Origin of the sequence: Burkholderia latens, assembly GCF_902499045.1 — a bacterium.
GTDB lineage: Bacteria > Pseudomonadota > Gammaproteobacteria > Burkholderiales > Burkholderiaceae > Burkholderia > Burkholderia latens.
Genome location: NZ_CABVPL010000061.1, coordinates 1 through 18,719, shown reverse-complemented (window position 1 = coordinate 18,719; position 18,719 = coordinate 1). Strand labels below are relative to the sequence as shown.

General features: G+C 66.1%; 14 protein-coding genes. 8 read left to right on the top strand and 6 right to left on the bottom strand.

Annotation, left to right across the window (positions count from 1 at the left end; genetic code table 11):
* The first annotated feature begins 65 nt into the window (after nucleotides 1-65).
* Nucleotides 66-914 carry an ammonia-dependent NAD(+) synthetase gene (nadE, locus tag BSE24067_RS28870; protein WP_151065683.1) on the top strand — a complete coding sequence of 283 codons (849 nt, stop codon included), beginning with the start codon at nucleotides 66-68 and terminating at the stop codon, nucleotides 912-914.
* Between the two features lie 20 nt (nucleotides 915-934).
* Here nadE and BSE24067_RS28865 read toward each other — a convergent pair whose 3' ends face one another.
* From BSE24067_RS28865 to BSE24067_RS28855, 3 genes are all read right to left on the bottom strand, one after another.
* Complete coding sequence (locus BSE24067_RS28865; protein WP_151065682.1) at nucleotides 935-2,611, bottom strand: S10 family peptidase; 1,677 nt, start codon at nucleotides 2,609-2,611, stop codon at nucleotides 935-937.
* A 73-nt stretch (nucleotides 2,612-2,684) separates the two neighbouring features.
* A complete protein-coding gene (locus tag BSE24067_RS28860) occupies nucleotides 2,685-4,274 on the bottom strand; it encodes a S53 family peptidase (RefSeq protein WP_151065681.1) in 1,590 nt (529 codons plus the stop codon).
* Nucleotides 4,275-4,546: 272 nt separating this feature from the next.
* A complete protein-coding gene (locus BSE24067_RS28855) occupies nucleotides 4,547-5,170 on the bottom strand; it encodes a LysE family translocator (RefSeq protein ID WP_151065680.1) in 624 nt (207 codons plus the stop codon).
* Between the two features lie 134 nt (nucleotides 5,171-5,304).
* Between BSE24067_RS28855 and BSE24067_RS28850 the strand changes: the two genes are divergently transcribed.
* Complete coding sequence (locus BSE24067_RS28850; protein WP_050016315.1) at nucleotides 5,305-5,769, top strand: Lrp/AsnC family transcriptional regulator; 465 nt, start codon at nucleotides 5,305-5,307, stop codon at nucleotides 5,767-5,769.
* A gap of 89 nt (nucleotides 5,770-5,858) precedes the next feature.
* Here BSE24067_RS28850 and BSE24067_RS28845 read toward each other — a convergent pair whose 3' ends face one another.
* A complete protein-coding gene (locus BSE24067_RS28845) occupies nucleotides 5,859-6,770 on the bottom strand; it encodes a LysR family transcriptional regulator (RefSeq protein WP_151065679.1) in 912 nt (303 codons plus the stop codon).
* A 138-nt stretch (nucleotides 6,771-6,908) separates the two neighbouring features.
* On the opposite strand from BSE24067_RS28845, the gene speB reads away from it, so the two are divergent.
* Together speB and BSE24067_RS28835 are read left to right on the top strand one after the other, a co-directional pair.
* Entirely contained in the window at nucleotides 6,909-7,865 is a 957-nt protein-coding gene (gene speB / locus BSE24067_RS28840) for an agmatinase (protein WP_151065678.1), read from the top strand.
* 53 nt (nucleotides 7,866-7,918) lie between these two features.
* The gene (locus tag BSE24067_RS28835) at nucleotides 7,919-9,244 is read left to right on the top strand and encodes an MFS transporter (protein WP_151065677.1); all 1,326 of its coding nucleotides are present in this window, start codon (nucleotides 7,919-7,921) and stop codon (nucleotides 9,242-9,244) included.
* Nucleotides 9,245-9,429: 185 nt separating this feature from the next.
* On the opposite strand, the gene metE is transcribed toward BSE24067_RS28835, so the two are convergent.
* Nucleotides 9,430-11,724 carry a 5-methyltetrahydropteroyltriglutamate--homocysteine S-methyltransferase gene (gene metE, locus BSE24067_RS28830; protein ID WP_151065676.1) on the bottom strand — a complete coding sequence of 765 codons (2,295 nt, stop codon included), beginning with the start codon at nucleotides 11,722-11,724 and terminating at the stop codon, nucleotides 9,430-9,432.
* A 127-nt stretch (nucleotides 11,725-11,851) separates the two neighbouring features.
* Between metE and BSE24067_RS28825 the strand changes: the two genes are divergently transcribed.
* From BSE24067_RS28825 to BSE24067_RS28810, 4 genes are all read left to right on the top strand, one after another.
* Nucleotides 11,852-12,760 carry a LysR family transcriptional regulator gene (locus tag BSE24067_RS28825; protein WP_151065675.1) on the top strand — a complete coding sequence of 303 codons (909 nt, stop codon included), beginning with the start codon at nucleotides 11,852-11,854 and terminating at the stop codon, nucleotides 12,758-12,760.
* A 178-nt stretch (nucleotides 12,761-12,938) separates the two neighbouring features.
* Nucleotides 12,939-14,531 carry an inorganic phosphate transporter gene (locus tag BSE24067_RS28820; RefSeq protein WP_151065674.1) on the top strand — a complete coding sequence of 531 codons (1,593 nt, stop codon included), beginning with the start codon at nucleotides 12,939-12,941 and terminating at the stop codon, nucleotides 14,529-14,531.
* A gap of 364 nt (nucleotides 14,532-14,895) precedes the next feature.
* Nucleotides 14,896-15,285, top strand: a complete 390-nt coding sequence (locus BSE24067_RS28815; protein ID WP_151065673.1) for a hypothetical protein — start codon at nucleotides 14,896-14,898, stop codon at nucleotides 15,283-15,285.
* A 108-nt stretch (nucleotides 15,286-15,393) separates the two neighbouring features.
* Nucleotides 15,394-16,137, top strand: coding sequence for a 2OG-Fe(II) oxygenase (locus BSE24067_RS28810; protein ID WP_151065672.1), 744 nt, complete (start codon nucleotides 15,394-15,396; stop codon nucleotides 16,135-16,137).
* Nucleotides 16,138-16,564: 427 nt separating this feature from the next.
* Here BSE24067_RS28810 and BSE24067_RS28805 read toward each other — a convergent pair whose 3' ends face one another.
* Nucleotides 16,565-17,989 (bottom strand): MFS transporter, encoded by a 1,425-nt coding sequence (locus tag BSE24067_RS28805; protein WP_151065671.1) that lies wholly within the window; start codon nucleotides 17,987-17,989, stop codon nucleotides 16,565-16,567.
* Between the last annotated feature and the right edge of the window lie 730 nt (nucleotides 17,990-18,719).

Sequence of the window (18,719 nt, the reverse complement as noted above, 5' to 3'; positions counted from 1 at the left end):
GCGCGGCGCCGGGCCGCGATTGCGCTTATGATGGGCGCCTCGCATTTCGTTCCGGAACTCCCTCCATGACATCCGCCGATTACGCCAGCCGCCAACGCGCGATCATTGCCGAACTGCACGTCGCCCCGCAATTCGACGTCGATGCCGAAATCACGCGCCGCGTCGATTTCCTCGCGCAGTACCTTCGTTCGACCGGCCTGCGGACCTACGTGCTCGGCATCAGCGGCGGCGTCGATTCGTCGACGGCCGGGCGGCTCGCGCAACTCGCGGTCGAACAGCTGCGCGCCGACGGCTACGACGCGCGTTTCATCGCGATGCGTTTGCCGAACGGCGTGCAGAACGATGAAGCCGACGCGCAGCGTGCGCTCGCGTTCGTGCGCGCGGACGAGACGCTGACGGTCGACGTGAAGCCCGCCGCCGACGCGATGCTCGGATCGCTGATCGCGTCCGGCCACGCATTCGAGAACCCGGCGCAGCAGGACTTCGTGCACGGCAACATCAAGGCGCGCGAGCGCATGATCGCGCAGTACGCGGTGGCCGGCGCACGGCGCGGCATCGTGATCGGCACCGATCACGCGGCCGAATCGCTGATGGGCTTCTTCACGAAATTCGGCGACGGCGGCGCCGACGTGTTGCCGCTCGCCGGCCTGAGCAAGCGCCGCGTGCGTGCGGTCGCGCGCGCGCTCGGCGGCGACGAACTGATCGTGATGAAGGTGCCGACAGCCGACCTCGAGGAGCTGCGTCCGCTGCGCCCCGACGAGCACGCGTACGGCGTCACGTACGACGAGATCGACGACTTCCTCGAAGGCAAGACCGTCGCCGACAACGTGTACGAAACGGTGCTGCGCTTCTACGACGGCTCGCGCCACAAGCGCGCGCTGCCGTACACGCCGTTCGACTGGCCGGCCGCGTAAGCCGGCCGTGACGGGCGGCGCTACGCGTTCCCGCCCGTCTTCCTCGCCTGCAGCGCGCGAATCCGCATCCGCGCGCTCGTATCGCTGACCGTCGCGTCGTACATCGCCGCGAGATCGCGCTTCAGCGCGGTGCGCGAACCGCCGTCCAGATAGACCATGTGCCCCGACGGATAGAAGCGCGCGGACAGGTTCTGCCGCACCTTCTGGTCCTCGAGCGGCATCTGCTGCAAGTCGATCACGGTCTGGTAGAACGGCGTGACGAAATCGTAGAAGCCATTCGCCGACAACACCTTCAGGTCGACGTTCAGCGCCATCACCGCGGCAAGGTCGCCCGCGGTATAGAGAATCACGTTTCCCTTCGCGTCGATGCCCTGCTGCTCGCCGGTCGGGTCGATATGGCTGAAGTCCCAGTTCTGGAACGCCTGGTCGTTCAGGTCCGTGAACGCGGAGTTCGACGTGAACTTCAGCTGCTCGTTCAGGTAGCTGTTCCACATCGCCGTATAGACGCCCGTCACGGCGGTCATCGTCGGGTCGTTGCCGCCCGAGTTCGGATCGATCTTGCCGGCGATGCCCGACGAGATCCCGGTCACGCGGCCGTCGTACGAGCCGAGCGCGAGCCCCTGCGCATGCAGCAGCGTCGTCAGGAACAGCGAATTGCCGCGCGCGTTGTAGCCGGCGATGTCGAGCCCCCACGTTTGCAGCGTCGCCGTATCGATGCCCGTGTAGTCGGACAGCTTGCGCACGACGGCCGGATCCGCATGCGGCATGTTGCGCAACGCGCTGAGGTAATCGCTACGCGCGAACTGCGCGACTTCCTCGACGAACGCGCCGAGATTGGCAGGCGCCGGCTTGATGCCGAGCTTCTTGTGATACCAAGCGTCGGCGGCCGCGGTCGGCAGCGCGCCGACCGGGTTGCCGGCCTGCCGGTAGTCGAGGATCGACGACTGCAGCGTGATGCCGTTCAGCTCGACGCCGTCCTCGTGCAGCTTGTAGGCGAGCACGCAGCTGCGCGCGGTGCCGTACGACTCGCCGAACAGGTATTTCGGCGAATTCCACCGGTTGTTCTTCGTCAGGTAGCGCTTGATGAACTGCTTCAGCGAATTTGCATCCTGGTCGACGCCCCAGAAATCGCGGTTCTTGTTCGGCGCGACCGCGGCCGAGTAGCCGGTGCCGACCGGGTTGATGAACACCAGGTCGCTGTGGTCGATCATGCTGTCCGGGTTGTCTTCGATCTGGTACGGCGCAGGCGGCGTGAATCCCGGCATCGATGTCTTGATGCGCTTCGGCGCGAACGAGCCGAGCAGCACGAACACCGACGACGAACCGGGCCCGCCGTTGTAGAAGAACGTGACGGGCCGCGTCTCCTCCCGCGCGCCGTCGGCCGTGAACGCGACGTAGAAGATCTTCGCGGACGGCTGCGAACTGCTCGGATCGACCGTCACCAGATGGCCGACCGTCGCCGTGTACGCGATGCGCTTGCCGTCGATCAGGATCGTGTGGTGCGTGATCGCGGCCGCCTCGGTCGTATCGGTGACCGAGTCGTCGGGGCCGTTGCCGTACGCGACCGGATCGAAGAACGGCAGGTCGCGGCCGTGGCTCAGCGCGACCGGATTGATGGTCGGCGGCACGCCATGCGAATTGTGGTCGCCGTGATGCAGCGGATACACGCCGCCGGAAGATGCGGAATCGATGCCCATCGTGCTGCTCCTGGAGGTGAAAAAAGACGCGGGCAGGACACCCGCGTCGGACGTAAAGGCAGATACCGGCGCGTCAGCTCGACGGCTTGCGCGCGAGCAGGGCCGCGAGTTTCGCGCCGTCGGGGCTGCCGAGCCCCGTGCACGCATCCCAGCCGGCCGCGGCCGCATAGGTGCCGTTCGAGCCCTTCGTGATGTCGCGCAGCGCGCCGGGGTTCTTGTACAGCACCGGGTTGATCCAGCCCGCCGATGCGCCGGACGATGCGTTGATCCGCGCGATCAGCGCGGCCCACAACGGCGCGACCGCACTCGTGCCGCCCATCACCGCGGGCGTGCCGGCGATCGACACCTCGTAGCCGGTTTGCGGCGATGCGTCGCCGGCAACGTCGGGCACGCCGCGCTTCGCGAGCGGCGTGGTGCCGCCGCCGGCGAGCGCGACCTTCAGCCCGTGCTGCCAGGCCGGCACGTCGAACAGCGTGCTGACGCCGCCGCCGCCCGCACCGCCGCCCGACGCATCGTCGTTCCACGTGACCTCGCTGCGGATACCCTGCCCCGGCAGCGCGTCGAGCTGCGTGCCGCCGCAGCCGAGCACGTACGGGCTCGACGCCGGGAAGTCGACGTGATCGGCGCCATCCTGCAGCCCGTCACCCGAGCCGCTGTCGCCCGACGCCGCGCACACCGTGATCCCCTGCGCGGCCGCCGCCTGCAGCACGCGGTTGAACGCATGTGCCGACTGCGCCTGCCAGATCGCTTCCGGCCCGCCCCAGCTGATCGAGATCACGGACGGCCGGTTGGTCTTGTCGGTGACGGCCGCGTTGACGGCCTGGATGAAGCCCGCGTCGCTGTTCGGCGCGAAGTACACCGCGATTTTCGCGGCGGGCGCGATCGCGCCGGCGATCTCGATGTCGAGCGCGACTTCGCCGTCCGGGCCGTTCGCTTCGCCGGTCGGCGCGTTGCGGCCGGTGCCGACGTTCACGTCGACGAGCATCGGCGGCTTCGCGATGCCGAGCCCGCGGAAATACTGCTCGATATCGGCCGCGCGATAGCCGCCGCCGAGTTCGACGATCGCGATGCATTGCCCGGCGCCGTCGCCGGCCGGAAAGCCGTACAGCGAAGCGAGCTGCGGCGGCGTGAACGTGACGGCCGCCGCGCCGCGCGCCGGTTTGAACGGCGGACGCAACCGGAAGTGCGGCCGTGCCTGCGGCCGGCTGTCGAGGCCGAGCACGGCCGTCACCGCGTCGCCGAGTTCGTCCGGCAGCGCGATCGGACCCGAGCGGCCGCGATACTGGCCGATCGCGCGATGCTCGAAACGCTCGAGCTTCACGCTGAACGCGGCTTCGAACTGCGCGATCGTGCCGGACAGCACGACCACGCTCTCGACCGGATCGACACGATCGACCGTCAGCTGGTGACGGTGCGCGAAGTCCTCGGTCTTGCGGATGTCGTCGGGATTGGCGGAGAAACGCTGCGCGAAAGCGTCGCGCGACAGCGGCTTCGCGTTCGCGTCGCCGCTCGCGAGTTGGTGGACCAATGCATCGAGTTGCCCTTCTTCCTGCCGCCGCAACATGATCGTGACGTGGATGCGTTCTGCCGGATCGCACTGACCGAGACACCTGGACTCGGCGACGATTCGGGGTTCACGGTCGGCTTGAAGATGCCTTGCCATGTTCAGACCCTCCTTGGTACCGCGTTGCACGGAACAGCCAGGAATCGGACAGGGGCGGCGGGAGACGGTTCCGCTCGGTCAGTCGGTTCGCGACACCGCGTCCGCGACGGCGCGAAGTTAAAGGAAGTTTAGAACAGTCAGATGATTTGCGCGCGTGACGAGCGGCCCCCAGCCGTGCGCGAAGGCCGGCATCGCGCACGGCCGTCGTTCGATGGCACACCGCGCCATGCGGCCGGCCGGCCCGCACGGCAGCGATGCGATGACGCCGCGGCTCAGTCCATCGACAGGCGCAGCGCGAAGCCGATCAGCGCCGCCGAGAACGTCCAGCGCTGCACCGTCTGCGCGAGCGGATGCGCGCGCATCCATGCGGCGATGCGCGACGCGCCGAACACGCATGCCAGATCGAAACACACGCCGGCCGCGACGAGCATCGCGCCGAGCTCGAACATCTGCCATACGACAGGCCCGGCCTCGGGCCGCACGAATTGCGGCAGCAGCACCGAGCAGAACAGCAGCGCCTTCGGGTTCAGCAGGTTCGTCAGCAACCCCTTGAAGAACGACTGCCGCAATTCCCCGGCAGCCGCCGCGTCGCCGTCGCCGAGCGCGAACACGGGCGAGCGGAATACCTGGATCGCGACGTAAGCGAGATACAGCGCGCCGCCGTAGCGGATCGCCTCGTACAGCCACGGCGCACTGCGGATCAATGCCGCGACGCCGCATGCGGACAGCGTCACGTGCACCGTGCGCGACAGCGACAGCCCGGCCGCCGCGGCGATCCCGGGCCGCACGCCGCGGCCGATGCTGGTCTGCAGCACGAGCGCCATGTCGGGGCCGGGCACCGCGTAAATGGCCGCGAGCGCGGCGAGATAAATCAACAGCAAATGCGTGGAAATCATGGTCTGCCCCCGTCCTTCAATGACGATATGTTGCCGCTGAAGGAGGAGGGATTATTGGCCATCTGTGGCCCACGATTGCCGGTTCATAGCGGAATCCGCCACAATCTCGACATTCGACCAAGGAATCCGCCAACATGACCGAACTCGACAAGACGGATCGCGCGATCCTCGCCGCGGTGCAGCGCGACGGCCGCCTGCCGATCGCGCGCCTCGCCGAATCCGTCGGCCTGTCCGAAACGCCGTGCGCGCGGCGCCTGAAGCGTCTCGAAAACGACGGCTACATCGAGCGCTACCGCGCGCAGCTGTCGCGCCAGGCGCTCGGGTTCGGCGTCGTCGCGTTCGTGCTGGTGCGGTTCGCGACGCACGACCGCAAGGTCGCCGACCGGTTCGAACGGGAAGTGCTCGGCATCGAGCGGATCCTCGCGTGCCACAACGTCGCGGGCACGGCCGACTATCTGCTGCAGGTGGTCGCGCGCGATCTCGACGATTACGGCACGTTCCTGCGCGACTCGCTGCGGATGCTGCCGGGCGTCACGTCGATTGAATCGGCGCTGTCGTTGCGGGAAGTGAAGCACGACGCGGGGTTGCCGGTGCCGTGATGCGGGCCGCGCCCGGCTCCGGCATGACGCTCGTTCATATTGCCGGCTCGATCCGGCCTCGCCGGGGCCACCCACGGCCTCGCGCAGCGTCACACCACGTCGGGCGACTGATGCGCGCGCTCGAGATCCTCGAGAAACGCGTCGACGACCGGATCCCCGCGCCCGTCGCGCGCGACGACCATGTGGAACGTGACTTCATAGTGCAGCTGCTCGGCATTGAGCGGCGCGAGCAGCCCCTGGGCGACGTACGGCGCCGCGAAGTGCTGCGGCAGGTAGCCGAGGTGATGGCCTGACAGGATCAGCAGCGCGACGGCTTCCATGTTGTCGGCGGTCGCGGTCACGCGATCGGGCGTCGTCGACATCTGCGCCTCCGGCAGCGGATACGATCGCCACGCCCATTCGAAGCCCGCGACGTCGGCCGGCGTCAGCGCGCCGGCGCGTTCGAACAGCGGATGACCGCGGCCGCAATACGCGACCTGCCGCTCGATGAACAGCGGCGTGTAGTGCAGCGTCGGCACGCGGTGCCAGAAGTAGCCGACCGCGATCTGGATTTCGTTGCTCAGCAGCTTTTCCTCGAGATCGCCGGGCGCGCGCACCGAGATCGAGAAGCGCACGGCTTCGTCGCGCGTACGAAACGCGGCGATCGCCTCGGCGATCCGCGCATTCTGGCTGACCGGCGTATGGCCGATCAGGCCGATGTTCAGCGTGCCGACCAGCTGGCGATCCATGTGCCGCGCGGCCATGCCGAATTCGTCGAGCGCGGCGAGCAGCTTGCGGCTCATCGCGTGGAACCGCTCGCCCTTCGGCGTGAGCCGGAAGCCGCTGCGGCCGCGCTCGCAGAGCCGGTAGCCGAGCCGCGTCTCGAGCGACGAAAGCTGCGCGCTGATCGTCGACTGGCCGACGTTCAGCATCGCCTGCGCGGCCGACACGCCGCCCGCGTCCGTGACCGCGAGAAACACGCGGATCAACCGCAGATCGAGGGTCGACAGATTCCCGAGCACGCTATTCCCCTTCCATACATCGATGGAAATCGATGTTTACGTCGATATCTTCGCATTCTTCTTTCCGGCGCAACGCGTAAAACTATGCGCCAGACCGCGTCGCATGATACGGCAACCCCACATCGGAAGAGGCACCCCATGAACGACCACACCCATTTTCAGCCGCTCGGCGGCAATGAAATGCCGCGCAGCGGCGGCATCGCGACGATGATGCGCCTGCCGCACGTGGCGAGCGCTGCCGGGCTCGACGCGTGTTTCGTCGGCGTGCCGTTCGATCTCGGCACCTCCAACCGCACCGGCGCGCGCTTCGGCCCGCGCCAGATCCGCACCGAATCCGTGCTGCTGCGCCCGTACAACATGGCGACCCGCGCCGCGCCGTTCGATTCGCTGCAAGTCGCCGACATCGGCGACGTCGCGATCAACCCGTACAACCTGCACGACTCCATCGCGCGCATCGAAGCCGCGTACGACGCGATCCTCGAGCACGACTGCAAGCCGATCACGCTCGGCGGCGACCACACGATTGCGCTGCCGATCCTGCGCGCGATTCACCGCAAGCACGGCAAGGTTGCATTGATCCACGTCGATGCACACGCCGACGTCAACGATACGATGATGGGCGAAAAGATCGCGCACGGCACGCCGTTCCGCCGCGCGGTCGAGGAAGGCCTGCTGCACGGCGACAAGGTCACGCAGATCGGCCTGCGCGGCACCGGCTACGCCGCCGAGGATTTCGACTGGTGCCGCGAGCAGGGCTTCCGCGTGGTCCAGGCCGAGGAATGCTGGAACCAGTCGCTCGCGCCGCTGATGGATGAAGTGCGCGCGCGCATCGGCGACACGCCTGTCTACATCACGTTCGATATCGACGGCATCGACCCGGCCTACGCGCCGGGCACCGGCACGCCGGAAATCGCGGGGCTCACGGTGCCGCAAGCGCTGGAAATCATCCGCGGCGCGAAGGGGCTGAACATCGTCGGCTGCGATCTCGTCGAAGTCGCGCCGCCGTACGACCCGTTCGGCACCACGGCGCTGCTCGGCGCGAACCTCGCGTACGAGTTGCTGTGCGTGCTGCCGGGCGTTTCGTACCGCGACTGAGCCCGGCCACACGACTATTCCAAATCAGAGAATTCCAGAGGAGCACACAGTAGATGGGGACCTCCGTCAAACAGCCGAAGCGGGCGGCGCTCGCTTCGTTCGTCGGCACCACGATCGAGTGGTACGACTTCTATAGCTACGCGACCGCCGCCGCCATCGTATTCGGGCCGCTGTTCTTCCCGGGCGAAAGCCGCTTCATCAGCCTGCTCGCATCGTTCGGCTCGTTCGCGGTCGGCTTCTTCGCGCGGCCGCTCGGCGGCGTGATGTTCGGCTATCTCGGCGATCGCTTCGGTCGCAAGCGCTCGCTGCTCGCGACGCTGATGCTGATGGCCGTGTCGACCGTCGCGATCGGGCTGCTGCCGACCCACGCGCAGGCCGGCGTGATCGCACCGATCCTGCTCGTGCTGATGCGTGTGCTGCAAGGCATTGCGGTCGGCGGCGAATGGGGCGGCGCGGTGCTGCTCGCCGGCGAGCACGCGCCCGAGGGCAAACGCACGTTCTTCGCGTCGTTCGCGCAGCTCGGCAGCGCGAGCGGCCTGATCCTGTCGATGCTCGCGTTCGGCGCAATCAGCACGCTGTCGAAGGACGACATGATGAGCTGGGGCTGGCGCGTGCCGTTCCTCGCGAGCGCCGTGTTGTTGATCGTCGGGTTCGTGATCCGTGCGAACGTGTCCGAATCGCCCGAGTTCGAGGAAGTGAAGAAAAGCGGCAACACCGCGCAAAACCCCGTGCGGGAAGCGCTCAAGTACTGGCCGCTGCTGCTGCTCGCGATCGGCGCGAACGTGTACGGGATCGCCGGCGTGTACTTCAGCAACATCTTCATGATCAGCTATGCGACGCAGTTCCTGTCGCTCGACCGGTCGATGGTGCTGCACTGCATGACGATCGTCGCCGTGCTGCAGTTCGCCGTGCAGCTCGCCGCCGCGTTCCTCGCGCAGCGCTTCGGCACGACACGCGTGCTGCTGATCACCGGCGCGTGGGCCGCGATCGTGCCGTTCGTGATGCTGCCACTCGTGCACATGGGCACGCCAGTGTCGATCACGGTCGGAGTCGGCCTCGCGACGCTCGCGGAATCGGGCTACTACTCGGTCGTCGCCGGTTTCGTCAGCGGCATCTTCATCGCGCGTATCCGCTACACGGCGATCTCGATCGCGTATCAGGTGTGCGGCGCGATCGCAGGCGGCCTGACGCCGCTCGCCGCCACGCTGATCGCGCAGAACGCGGCGCCGCAATGGTGGCCGCTCGCGATCCAGTACACGAGCGCCGCCGTGCTGTCGTCGGTGTGCGTGTGGGTGATCTCGCGCCGCGTCGGCATCGACGATGCCGGCGCGCCGGGAGAGCAGGACGACGCGCTGCCGCGCGGTGCGCGCGTCGCGTAACGTCACGCAACTCGCGCAACGGGCAGGCGAAGTCGCCTGCCCGTTTGCATTGGGCGTCCGGCGCGGCCCCGCGACGTCCGGCCGATCGGCAAAGCGGCGTCGCGACAGGCGGTTCACGCGTGCAGCGCTGCAACTTTGCGCCGGCCGGTCATCGATCGTGACGGGCGACGCGCTCCGTCCGCGCGTTATTGCGCGTGGTTGCGCAGCGTCTTCGCGGCCGCGACCATGTTCGTCAGCGCCGGAATCACCTCGCCCCACTGGCGCGTCTTGAGCCCGCAGTCGGGATTCACCCACAGCCGTTCCGCCGGAATCCGCTCGGCCGCCTTCTTCATCAACCCGACGATGTGATCCTGCGTCGGGATGTTGGGCGAGTGGATGTCGTACACGCCCGGCCCGATCTCGTTCGGATACCGGAAGCTGTCGAACGCGTCGAGCAGTTCCATGTCCGAGCGCGACGTTTCGATCGTGATCACGTCCGCGTCCATGTCGGCGATCGACGCGATGATGTCGTTGAACTCCGAATAGCACATATGCGTGTGGATCTGCGTGTCGTCCCGCACGCCGTTCGCGGCAATCCGGAACGACTCGATCGCCCACTTCAGGTACGCGCTCCACTGCGCGCGGCGCAGCGGCAGCCCTTCGCGCAACGCGGCCTCGTCGATCTGGATCACGCGCACGCCCGCCTTCTCGAGATCGAGCACTTCTTCGCGGATCGCGAGCGCAAGCTGGTAGCAGGACACCGAGCGCGGCTGGTCGTCACGCACGAACGACCAGTTCAGGATCGTCACCGGGCCGGTCAGCATCCCCTTCATCGGCTTGCTCGTCAGCGACTGTGCATACGTGATCCATTCGACCGTCATCGCCTTCGGGCGGCTGATGTCGCCGAACAGGATCGGCGGCTTCACGCAGCGCGACCCGTACGATTGCACCCAGCCGAACTGGCTGAACGCGTAGCCGTCGAGTTGCTCGCCGAAGTATTCGACCATGTCGTTGCGTTCCGCTTCGCCGTGCACGAGCACGTCGAGCTCGAGCGACTCCTGTTCGCGCACGCTGCGTTCGATCTCGGCGTGCATCGCCGTGCGGTAGCCGGCTTCGTCCAGCGCACCGGCCTTGAACTGGCTGCGTGCGTGGCGAATCTCGGCGGTCTGCGGGAACGAACCGATCGTCGTCGTCGGAAAGAGCGGCAGGTTCAGTCGTGCCGACTGCTTCGGCGCCCGTTGCGGGTATGGGCTCGCACGGTTGCCGAGCTGCGTGTCGATACGCGCGATCGCCGCTTTCACCGCCGGATTGTTCACGCGCGGCGAGCGGCGGCGCGATTCGATCGCGGCCGCGTTCGCGGCGAGCGCGCCGGCAACCGCGGCGCGGCCTGCGTTCAGCGCGGTCGCGAGCACCTTCAGTTCATCGAGCTTCTGCAGCGCGAACGCGAGCCACGAGCGGATTTCGGCGTCGAGCTTCTCTTCGCTCGCGAGATCGACCGGCACGTGCAGCAGCGAGCACGACGGCGCGAGCCACAGCCGGTCGCCCAGTTGCTGCGCGAGCGGTTCGAGCCAGTCGAGCGCCGCGTTCAGGTCCGTCTTCCAGATGTTGCGCCCGTTGATCGCGCCCACCGACAGCACGCGGTCGACCGGCAGTTCGCGCACGAGCGCATCGACTTCGTCGCGCGCGTTGATCGCGTCGATATGCAGGCCGTCTACCGGCAGCGACGCCGCGAGCGTCAGGTTGTCCTGCAGCTGGCCGAAGTACGTGGCAAGCAGCACCTTGATGCGACGCGTTTCCAGCAGCGCATACGCGGTGCGGAATGCCTCGCGCCATTCGGCATCGAGCTCGGTGACGAGGATCGGTTCGTCGATCTGCACCCATTCGACGCCCTGCGCGGTCAGCGTGTCCAGCAGCGCCCCATATACCGGGAGCAGCTTCGGCAGCAGCGCGAGACGATCGGAATCGTCCTTCGTCTTGCCGAGCCACAGGTACGTGACCGGGCCGAGAATCACCGGTTTCGCATTCACGCCCTGCGCGTTCGCTTCGGCCAATTGCTGCAGCAGGCGCGACGGATCGAGCGAGAAGTTCGTGTCCGCGTGGAACTCCGGGACGATGTAGTGATAGTTCGTGTCGAACCACTTCGTCATTTCGCCGGCCGCGACACCGCCGCAGCACGCCCCATGCTGTTCCGCCGACTGTGTCGAACGGCCACGCGCGACACGGAAATAATTGTCGAGCGCGTCGCCATGGAAGTCCTGCACGCGCTTCGGCAGGTTGCCGAGCGTGAAGCTCATGTCGAGCACGTGGTCGTAGAACGCGAAATCGCCGAGCGGCGCGAGGTCGAGATCGCGCTGCTGGTGCCAATGACGCCGGCGCAGTTCGGCGCCGAGCGCCTTCAGCGCGTCGCGCGACGACTCGCCCTTCCAGTAGCGTTCGAGACCGAACTTGAGTTCGCGCTTCGCGCCGATGCGCGGAAAACCGAGGTTGTGTGTCGTCACCATGAAGCTGCCGTCCAGAAGAAATAGTGGATCCGGCAGCCATCATAGGGATTTCATCTCATGAAATAAAATGGCATTATTTCATTCATCCATTAAATTTGTTCATGTATATGTTGGGTAAGCGAGCGCCATGCTGGAACGATTCCATCTCGTCGTGATTCGTGAAGTCGAGCGCCTCGGCTCGCTGACCGCCGCCGCCAATGCGCTGCATCTCACGCAATCCGCGCTCAGTCATACGGTGCGCAAGCTCGAGCAGCAGCTCGGCACGCCGATCTGGGACCGCGAAGGCCGCGGCCTGCGGCTCACGCAGGGCGGCCAATATTTGCTGAAGCTCGCGAACCGGCTGCTGCCGCAGTTCGAGCTTGCCGAGGAGCGGATGAAGCAGTACGCGAAGGGCGAGCGCGGCACGCTGCGCATTGGGATGGAGTGCCATCCGTGCTACCAGTGGCTGCTGAAGGTCGTGTCGCCGTACCTGTCGCGCTGGCCCGACGTCGACGTCGACGTGAAGCAGCGCTTTCAGTTCGGCGGCATCGGCGCGCTGTTCGGCCATGACGTCGACGTGCTCGTCACGCCGGATCCGCTGAACCGGCCAGGGCTGCGCTTCGATCCCGTGTTCGATTACGAGCAGGTGCTGGTTGTCGCCGACGCGCACCGGTTCGCGAACGCCGAATACGTGACGCCCGAGCAATTGACCGACGAAGTGCTGATCACGTACCCGGTCGAGACCGACCGGCTCGACATCTACAACCAGTTCCTGACGCCGGCCGGCATCGTGCCGCGGCGCCACAAGTCGATCGAGACGACCGACATCATGCTGCAGATGGTCGCGAGCGGACGCGGCGTGGCTGCGCTGCCGCGCTGGCTCGCCGACGAATACGCGGACCGGATGCCGGTCGTGCCGGTCCGGCTCGGCAAGACGGGCATCGCGAAACAGATCTTTCTCGGCATCCGCGAGGCGGACGCGTCGATAGACTATGTGGCCGCGTTCGTCGCGCTGGCGCGCGAATCGACGGGCAGTGCGCCGCGCATGCTGCGCTAGGGATGTTCGCGTGCGTCGCGCGCGACGGGGTTTCCATGGGGGTACGTGCCCACTATATGGAGAATGGCATGCCCCTTTCTTTCATATCCGTAAGACGACGATTCGACGTCCGTACTGTCATCAAACTGACTGGTAACGAAAGCTAGGATCGGACGCGGTTCCCTTACGAGATACCGTCATGAATCAGCCCGCTCCGTCCGCCGCGCCCCATTCCGGCTCTACCGAACGCACCCGGCAGGTCGGCTACGCCGCCTTCCTGCTGGTGCTCACGGTCGGCGCCGTCTATATCACCACCCATCTGATCGCCGATCTGGCGCCCGTCCGCGAAGGCTCGCTGTTCCCGTACCTGATGCTCGGCGCGGCGTTGCTGATCGCACTTGGCTTCGAGTTCGTCAACGGCTTCCACGACACCGCGAATGCGGTCGCGACCGTGATCTACACGCACTCGCTGACGCCGAACGTCGCGGTGATCTGGTCCGGCATGTGGAACTTTCTCGGCGTGATGGTTTCGAGCGGCGCCGTCGCATTCGGCATCCTGCAGCTGCTGCCGGTCGAGCTGATCCTGCAGGTCGGTAGCGGGGCGGGGTTCGCGATGGTGTTCGCGCTGCTGATCGCCGCGATCGTCTGGAACCTCGCGACCTGGTATTTCGGATTGCCGTCGTCGAGCTCGCATACGCTGATCGGCTCGATCATCGGCGTCGGGCTGATGAACCAGCTGATGCACGGGCCGTCGGGCACGAGCGGCGTCGACTGGGCTCAGGCGCTCGGCGTCGGCAAGTCGCTGCTGTTCTCGCCGATCGTCGGTTTCCTGTGCGCATCGCTGCTGCTGCTCGTGCTGAAGGCCGCGGTGCGGATTCCGGAACTGTACAAGGAGCCGCCGAAGGATCAGCCGCCGCCGTTCTGGATTCGCTGTCTGCTGATTCTCACGTGCACCGGCGTGTCGTTCGCGCACGGGTCGAACGACGGACAGAAAGGGATGGGCCTGATCATGTTGATCCTGATTGGCACGGTGCCGACCGCGTATGCGCTGAACAAGGCCGTGACGCCGGCCGAGTCGCAGACGTTCGTCGCCGTCGCGAACCAGGCCGCCGCCACCTTCGCGAAATATGCGAACGGTGTCGCACCGTCCGCGAATCCGCGCGCCGACGTCGAGCGCTTCGTGCAGCACCGCGAGATGACGCCCGCCGTGCTGCCGGGCATCCAACAGCTGTCCACGTCGCTGGCAGCCGCGGTCGGCTCGTCGGGTTCGATGGCGGCCGTGCCGCAGGGCGACGTCGACAACGTGCGCAACACGATGTATCTGGTGTCCGAAGCGATTCGGCTGATCGAGAAATCGGGGCAACCCGCGTTCGCCGCCGACGACAGGCTCGCGATCGACAACTACCGCAAGCAGCTCGATCATGCGACGAAGTTCATCCCGACCTGGGTGAAGGTGGCCGTCGCGATCGCGCTCGGTCTTGGCACGATGGTCGGCTGGAAGCGGATCGTCGTGACCGTCGGCGAGAAAATCGGCAAGCAGCATCTGACGTACGGACAGGGCGCGTCGGCCGAACTCGTCGCGATGCTGACGATCGGCGCGGCCGATGCGTACGGGCTGCCGGTGTCGACGACGCATGTGCTGTCGTCGGGTGTCGCCGGCACGATGGCGGCTAACGGGTCCGGACTGCAATGGAGCACGGTGCGCAGCCTCGTGCTGGCGTGGGTGTTGACCCTGCCGGCGTCGATCGCGCTGGCAGCGGGGCTTTACTGGTTGTTCCGGTCGGTGGCTTGATGCGGCGGGCGGCGGGCGGCCGGGGGAGCCGGTCCGCTTGCCGCGCGGAAGGGCGGCTGATCTCGACGAGCTCCGGATACAGGTTCAGGCCGTTGGCGGGTTCAAGCGTCACTTCTTCCTTGCATTGGCGTGGCATCAAGCGGGGCCGTGGCGATTGGTTTATGCCCCGCATGCCACGTTCCGAGTAGGTTCGTCGGTCAGCGCTTGTCGGTTTCTCGGCTTGCCGCGTACCGCTGTCACTCGTCGCAGTCGCCTCTCGCCTGTCCTGTCCTGTCCTGTCCTGTCCTGTCCTGTCCTGTCCTGTCCTGTCCTGTCCTGTCCTGTCCTGTCGCTTGCCCGCTTGCCCGCTTGCCCGCTTGCCCGCTTGCCCGCTTGCCCGCTTGCCCGCTCGCCGCTGCCGCTGCCGCTGCCGCTGCCGCTGTTCCTGTTCCTGTTCCTGTTCCTGTTGCTGTTGCTGTCGGCGTTGTTTGCCGTTTGCCGTTTGCCGTTTGCCGTTTGCCGTTTGCCGTTTGCCGTATGCCGTGTGCCGTATGCCGTATGCCGTATGCCGTATGCCGTATGCCGTATGCCGTATGCCGTATGCCGTGTGCCGGTTGCCATCACCGCTGGTTGCCACTCGTCACTCGCTTCCGGCCTTCCACGTTTCTCGGGCCTACCTCGTGCGGCGCATTCGCGCCGCACCGCAAACTGTCCCCCTTTCTTCGCCGAATTGGAGCGCAAGATCTGGAGCGCGCCGGCAGTCGCGCGCGATTAGACTGAATGCATCGACGCTCATCGCCGCTCCAATCGTGCGCGGAACGCTTCCGTATCGCCGCATGCGCGACCCCACAACACCATATCGCTGAAGAACCGAGGCACACCCGTGAACATCGCCGATCTGCAACCTGCCGCCGCATCGTCGGACATCGCACAGCGCGTCGACGCGATCGACTGGCCGGCCGTCGATGTCGAGCTCGACCGATACGGTTGCGCGCGCGCGCCCGGCCTGCTCTCGGCAAGCGAGTGCGAGACCCTTGCGTCGCTCTATCCTCGGGATACGCTATACCGTTCACGCGTCGTGATGGCACGGCACGGCTTCGGGCGCGGCGAATACAAGTATTTCGCGTATCCGTTGCCGGCGGTCATCGCCGAGCTACGCGCGACGATCTATCCACATCTGGCGCCGATCGCGAATCGCTGGAACCAGGCGCTCGGGATCGACGTCTGCTATCCGAAAGAGCACCGTGTGTTCCTCGATCGCTGTCATGCAGCGGGACAGACGCGACCAACGCCATTGATCCTGCAATACGGTCCTGACGACTACAACTGCCTCCACCAGGATCTCTATGGCGAGCACGTGTTCCCGCTCCAGGTGGCGATCCTGCTGTCGGCGCCCGGCCGCGATTTCACGGGCGGCGAGTTCGTGCTGACGGAACAGCGGCCGCGGATGCAGTCACGTGCGGAAGTGGTGCCGCTGACGCAAGGCGACGCGGTGATCTTCGCCGTACACGGCAGGCCCGTGCAGGGAACGCGCGGTGTCTATCGCGTCAACTTGCGCCATGGGGTGAGCAGGATTCGAAGCGGCCGCCGCCACACTGTCGGCATCATCTTCCACGATGCACAGTGATGGCAATCGGGACGAGCACGGCACCGGCCCGGCGTTCGGCGTTCGGCGCTTGGCGCTTGGCGCTTGGCGCTTGGCGCTTGGCGCTTGGCGCTTGGCGCTTGGCGCTTGGCGCTTGGCGTTTGGCGTTTGGCGTTTGGCGTTTGGCGTTTGGCGCTTGGCGCTTGGCGCTTGGCGCTTGGCGGTCAGCGGTCAGCGGTCAGCGGTCAGCGGTCAGCGGTCAGCGGTCAGCGTTCGACGGGATTCGTGCCGGAGGCGCCGGGCGTCATTGTCGGACGCGCGCTAAGCGATTCCCTCGTCCGCCTCCAGGACAGCGATCGTCGTCGCGTCCGTCCACGCCACAGCAGCGACGGCGAATCGGCGTTCCAAGGACGCAACAGATAACGTCGGCAATCACGTGTCGCAGGTTCGATGCACGTCGTGTGTCGCCCTAGCCTCGCGCCACATTCGCCCGCAAGCGGTCGCCCGCATCGGAGGCCAATCGCGCATAGCCGGGCAACGTCAGCAGCGCGAGCACGCCCGCCGCAACGAACGCCCAGCGGAAATCGTCGAGCACGTAGTGCATGCCCGCGGCATCGCCGCGCGCCAATGCCGCGAGCCGCAACGACAACGCACCGAACGCGATCCCCATCCCGATCGTCATCTGCTGTGCGGCGCTCCACAGCGTGCTCGCCGCGCTCGTCTGCTGGGCGGGGATGTCCGCATACGCGAGCGTCGCAAGCGTCGTGAACTGCATCGACCGCGTGAGTCCGTACACGAAAACGACGGACAACGTGATCGCGAGCGGCGTCGAAGCGGTCAACCAGCCGCATGCGATCGTAAAGAGGCCGACGATCGTCACGTCGACGAGGGCCACGCGGCGAAAGCCGAAGCGATCGAGGATCCACGACGTGCCCGCTTTCATCCCGAGATTGCCCAACGCGCTCGCGAGCAGCAACAGGCCCGACTGGAAAGGCGACAGCCCGAAGCCGATCTGGAACAGCAGCGGTAGCAGATACGGCACCGCATTGATCGCGATCCGCGTGACCGAGCCGGTGATGACGGTCACCGAGAACGTCGGCACCTTCAGTGTCGTGAAATCGAGCAGCGGATGCGCTGAGCGGCGCGCGTGCATCCACGCGGCGATGCCGAACAGCACGCTGGCACCGATCAATATGCCGGCGCGCGTGAAGTCGACGTCCTGCTGGCCGGCCGCTTCAGTACCGATCAGCAGACACGTCAGCGCTCCACCGGCCAGCACGAAGCCGATCCAGTCGAGCGGCCGCGGTTCGTCGGCCCGCGTGTTGCGGACGATCAGCCAGGTACACGCGAGCGCGGCAATGCCAAACGGGACGTTCAACAGGAAGATCCATCGCCATGACGCGTAGGTCGTGATGAAACCGCCGATCGGCGGCCCGACGACCGGCGCGACGATGCCAGGCCACGTGATCGTGGCGATCGCGCGCATCAGCTTTGCCTTGTCGGTGCTGCGAACGACGATCATCCGTCCGACCGGTACCATCATCGCCCCGCCGACACCTTGCAACAGGCGCGCAGCCGTGAACGTCACCACGCCGCCCGAGAGCCCGCACAACACCGACGCGCCGGTAAAGACGACGATGGCACTCGCGAACACCGTACGCGAACCATAACGGTCCGCAACCCAGCCGCTGATCGGGATGAAGACCGCGAGAGCGAGCATGTAGGCCGTCATCCCGAGACTCAAAGCGTTGGGCCCGACGCCGAACGAGCGCGCCATTTGCGGCAACGCAGTCGCGATCACGGTGGTATCGAGATACTCCATGAAGAACGTGGCGGCCACGAGATACGGCAAGAAGTCGGTCGTCCGACCACTTTCGGTAGAGCTGTCAGTCATGAACGGTACGGGAGACGGAATGCAAAAGACACCGAGCACCCGACAGACATAGACGGACGCCGGGAATCGGAACGAACGGCGATATTACCGTGAAGAGCACACGTTCCGCTTGGGCGGGCATATCGTCCGAATGGGCTTTATGCGCATGGATCTTTATGACGATATCGTTGGGCGACGCGTAGCCCCACCTCATCCGCTCGGCAAGATGTGCTGATGCGTTGGAAAATCAGAGCATGAAGATTGGCAATAAGACAAAAATAGCGCCTTTATCCGCCATCTGTCCCGAACGTCGGCCATCATCGCCGCTCACGGTGTGACGGCCCGATGTACCAACATCAAGCTGATGGTCGCTGGACGCAGATGGGGTGGTCCGCGGAATGAGGTATTGCAAATTTCTGCGTTGCAGGAAGTCGGCATGCTCGAGGGGTAGCTGCGTGACCTGACAAATCGGAGATCGGGGGCCGGCCGCGTTGCCCGCTCTACCGTGAAAGACCAATCGGATCCGAACTGGTCGGGACTGGGCCGGCACGCGGGTCTCGTCGACACAGGGCAATCGGGTCGCGCTACGCGCAGGGACCGGCGTCGTGCCAATGCGCTGCCGCACAACTGCACACGTCATTTCCGGCGCCACAAATGCAAAAACCCCCGCCTGTTCGGGCGGGGGTTTCTGGCTTGAGGGGAGCCTGACGATTACCTACTTTCACACGGGAATCCGCACTATCATCGGCGT

Bases quoted from the DNA above. Each gene is read 5' to 3' on its own strand.
- nadE (WP_151065683.1), top strand. From the start codon at position 66: ATGACATCCGCCGATTACGCCAGCCGCCAACGCGCGATCATTGCCGAA.
- BSE24067_RS28865 (WP_151065682.1), bottom strand. From the start codon at position 2,611: ATGGGCATCGATTCCGCATCTTCCGGCGGCGTGTATCCGCTGCATCAC.
- BSE24067_RS28860 (WP_151065681.1), bottom strand. From the start codon at position 4,274: ATGGCAAGGCATCTTCAAGCCGACCGTGAACCCCGAATCGTCGCCGAG.
- BSE24067_RS28855 (WP_151065680.1), bottom strand. From the start codon at position 5,170: ATGATTTCCACGCATTTGCTGTTGATTTATCTCGCCGCGCTCGCGGCC.
- BSE24067_RS28850 (WP_050016315.1), top strand. From the start codon at position 5,305: ATGACCGAACTCGACAAGACGGATCGCGCGATCCTCGCCGCGGTGCAG.
- speB (WP_151065678.1), top strand. From the start codon at position 6,909: ATGAACGACCACACCCATTTTCAGCCGCTCGGCGGCAATGAAATGCCG.
- BSE24067_RS28835 (WP_151065677.1), top strand. From the start codon at position 7,919: ATGGGGACCTCCGTCAAACAGCCGAAGCGGGCGGCGCTCGCTTCGTTC.
- metE (WP_151065676.1), bottom strand. From the start codon at position 11,724: ATGGTGACGACACACAACCTCGGTTTTCCGCGCATCGGCGCGAAGCGC.
- BSE24067_RS28825 (WP_151065675.1), top strand. From the start codon at position 11,852: ATGCTGGAACGATTCCATCTCGTCGTGATTCGTGAAGTCGAGCGCCTC.
- BSE24067_RS28820 (WP_151065674.1), top strand. From the start codon at position 12,939: ATGAATCAGCCCGCTCCGTCCGCCGCGCCCCATTCCGGCTCTACCGAA.
- BSE24067_RS28805 (WP_151065671.1), bottom strand. From the start codon at position 17,989: ATGACTGACAGCTCTACCGAAAGTGGTCGGACGACCGACTTCTTGCCG.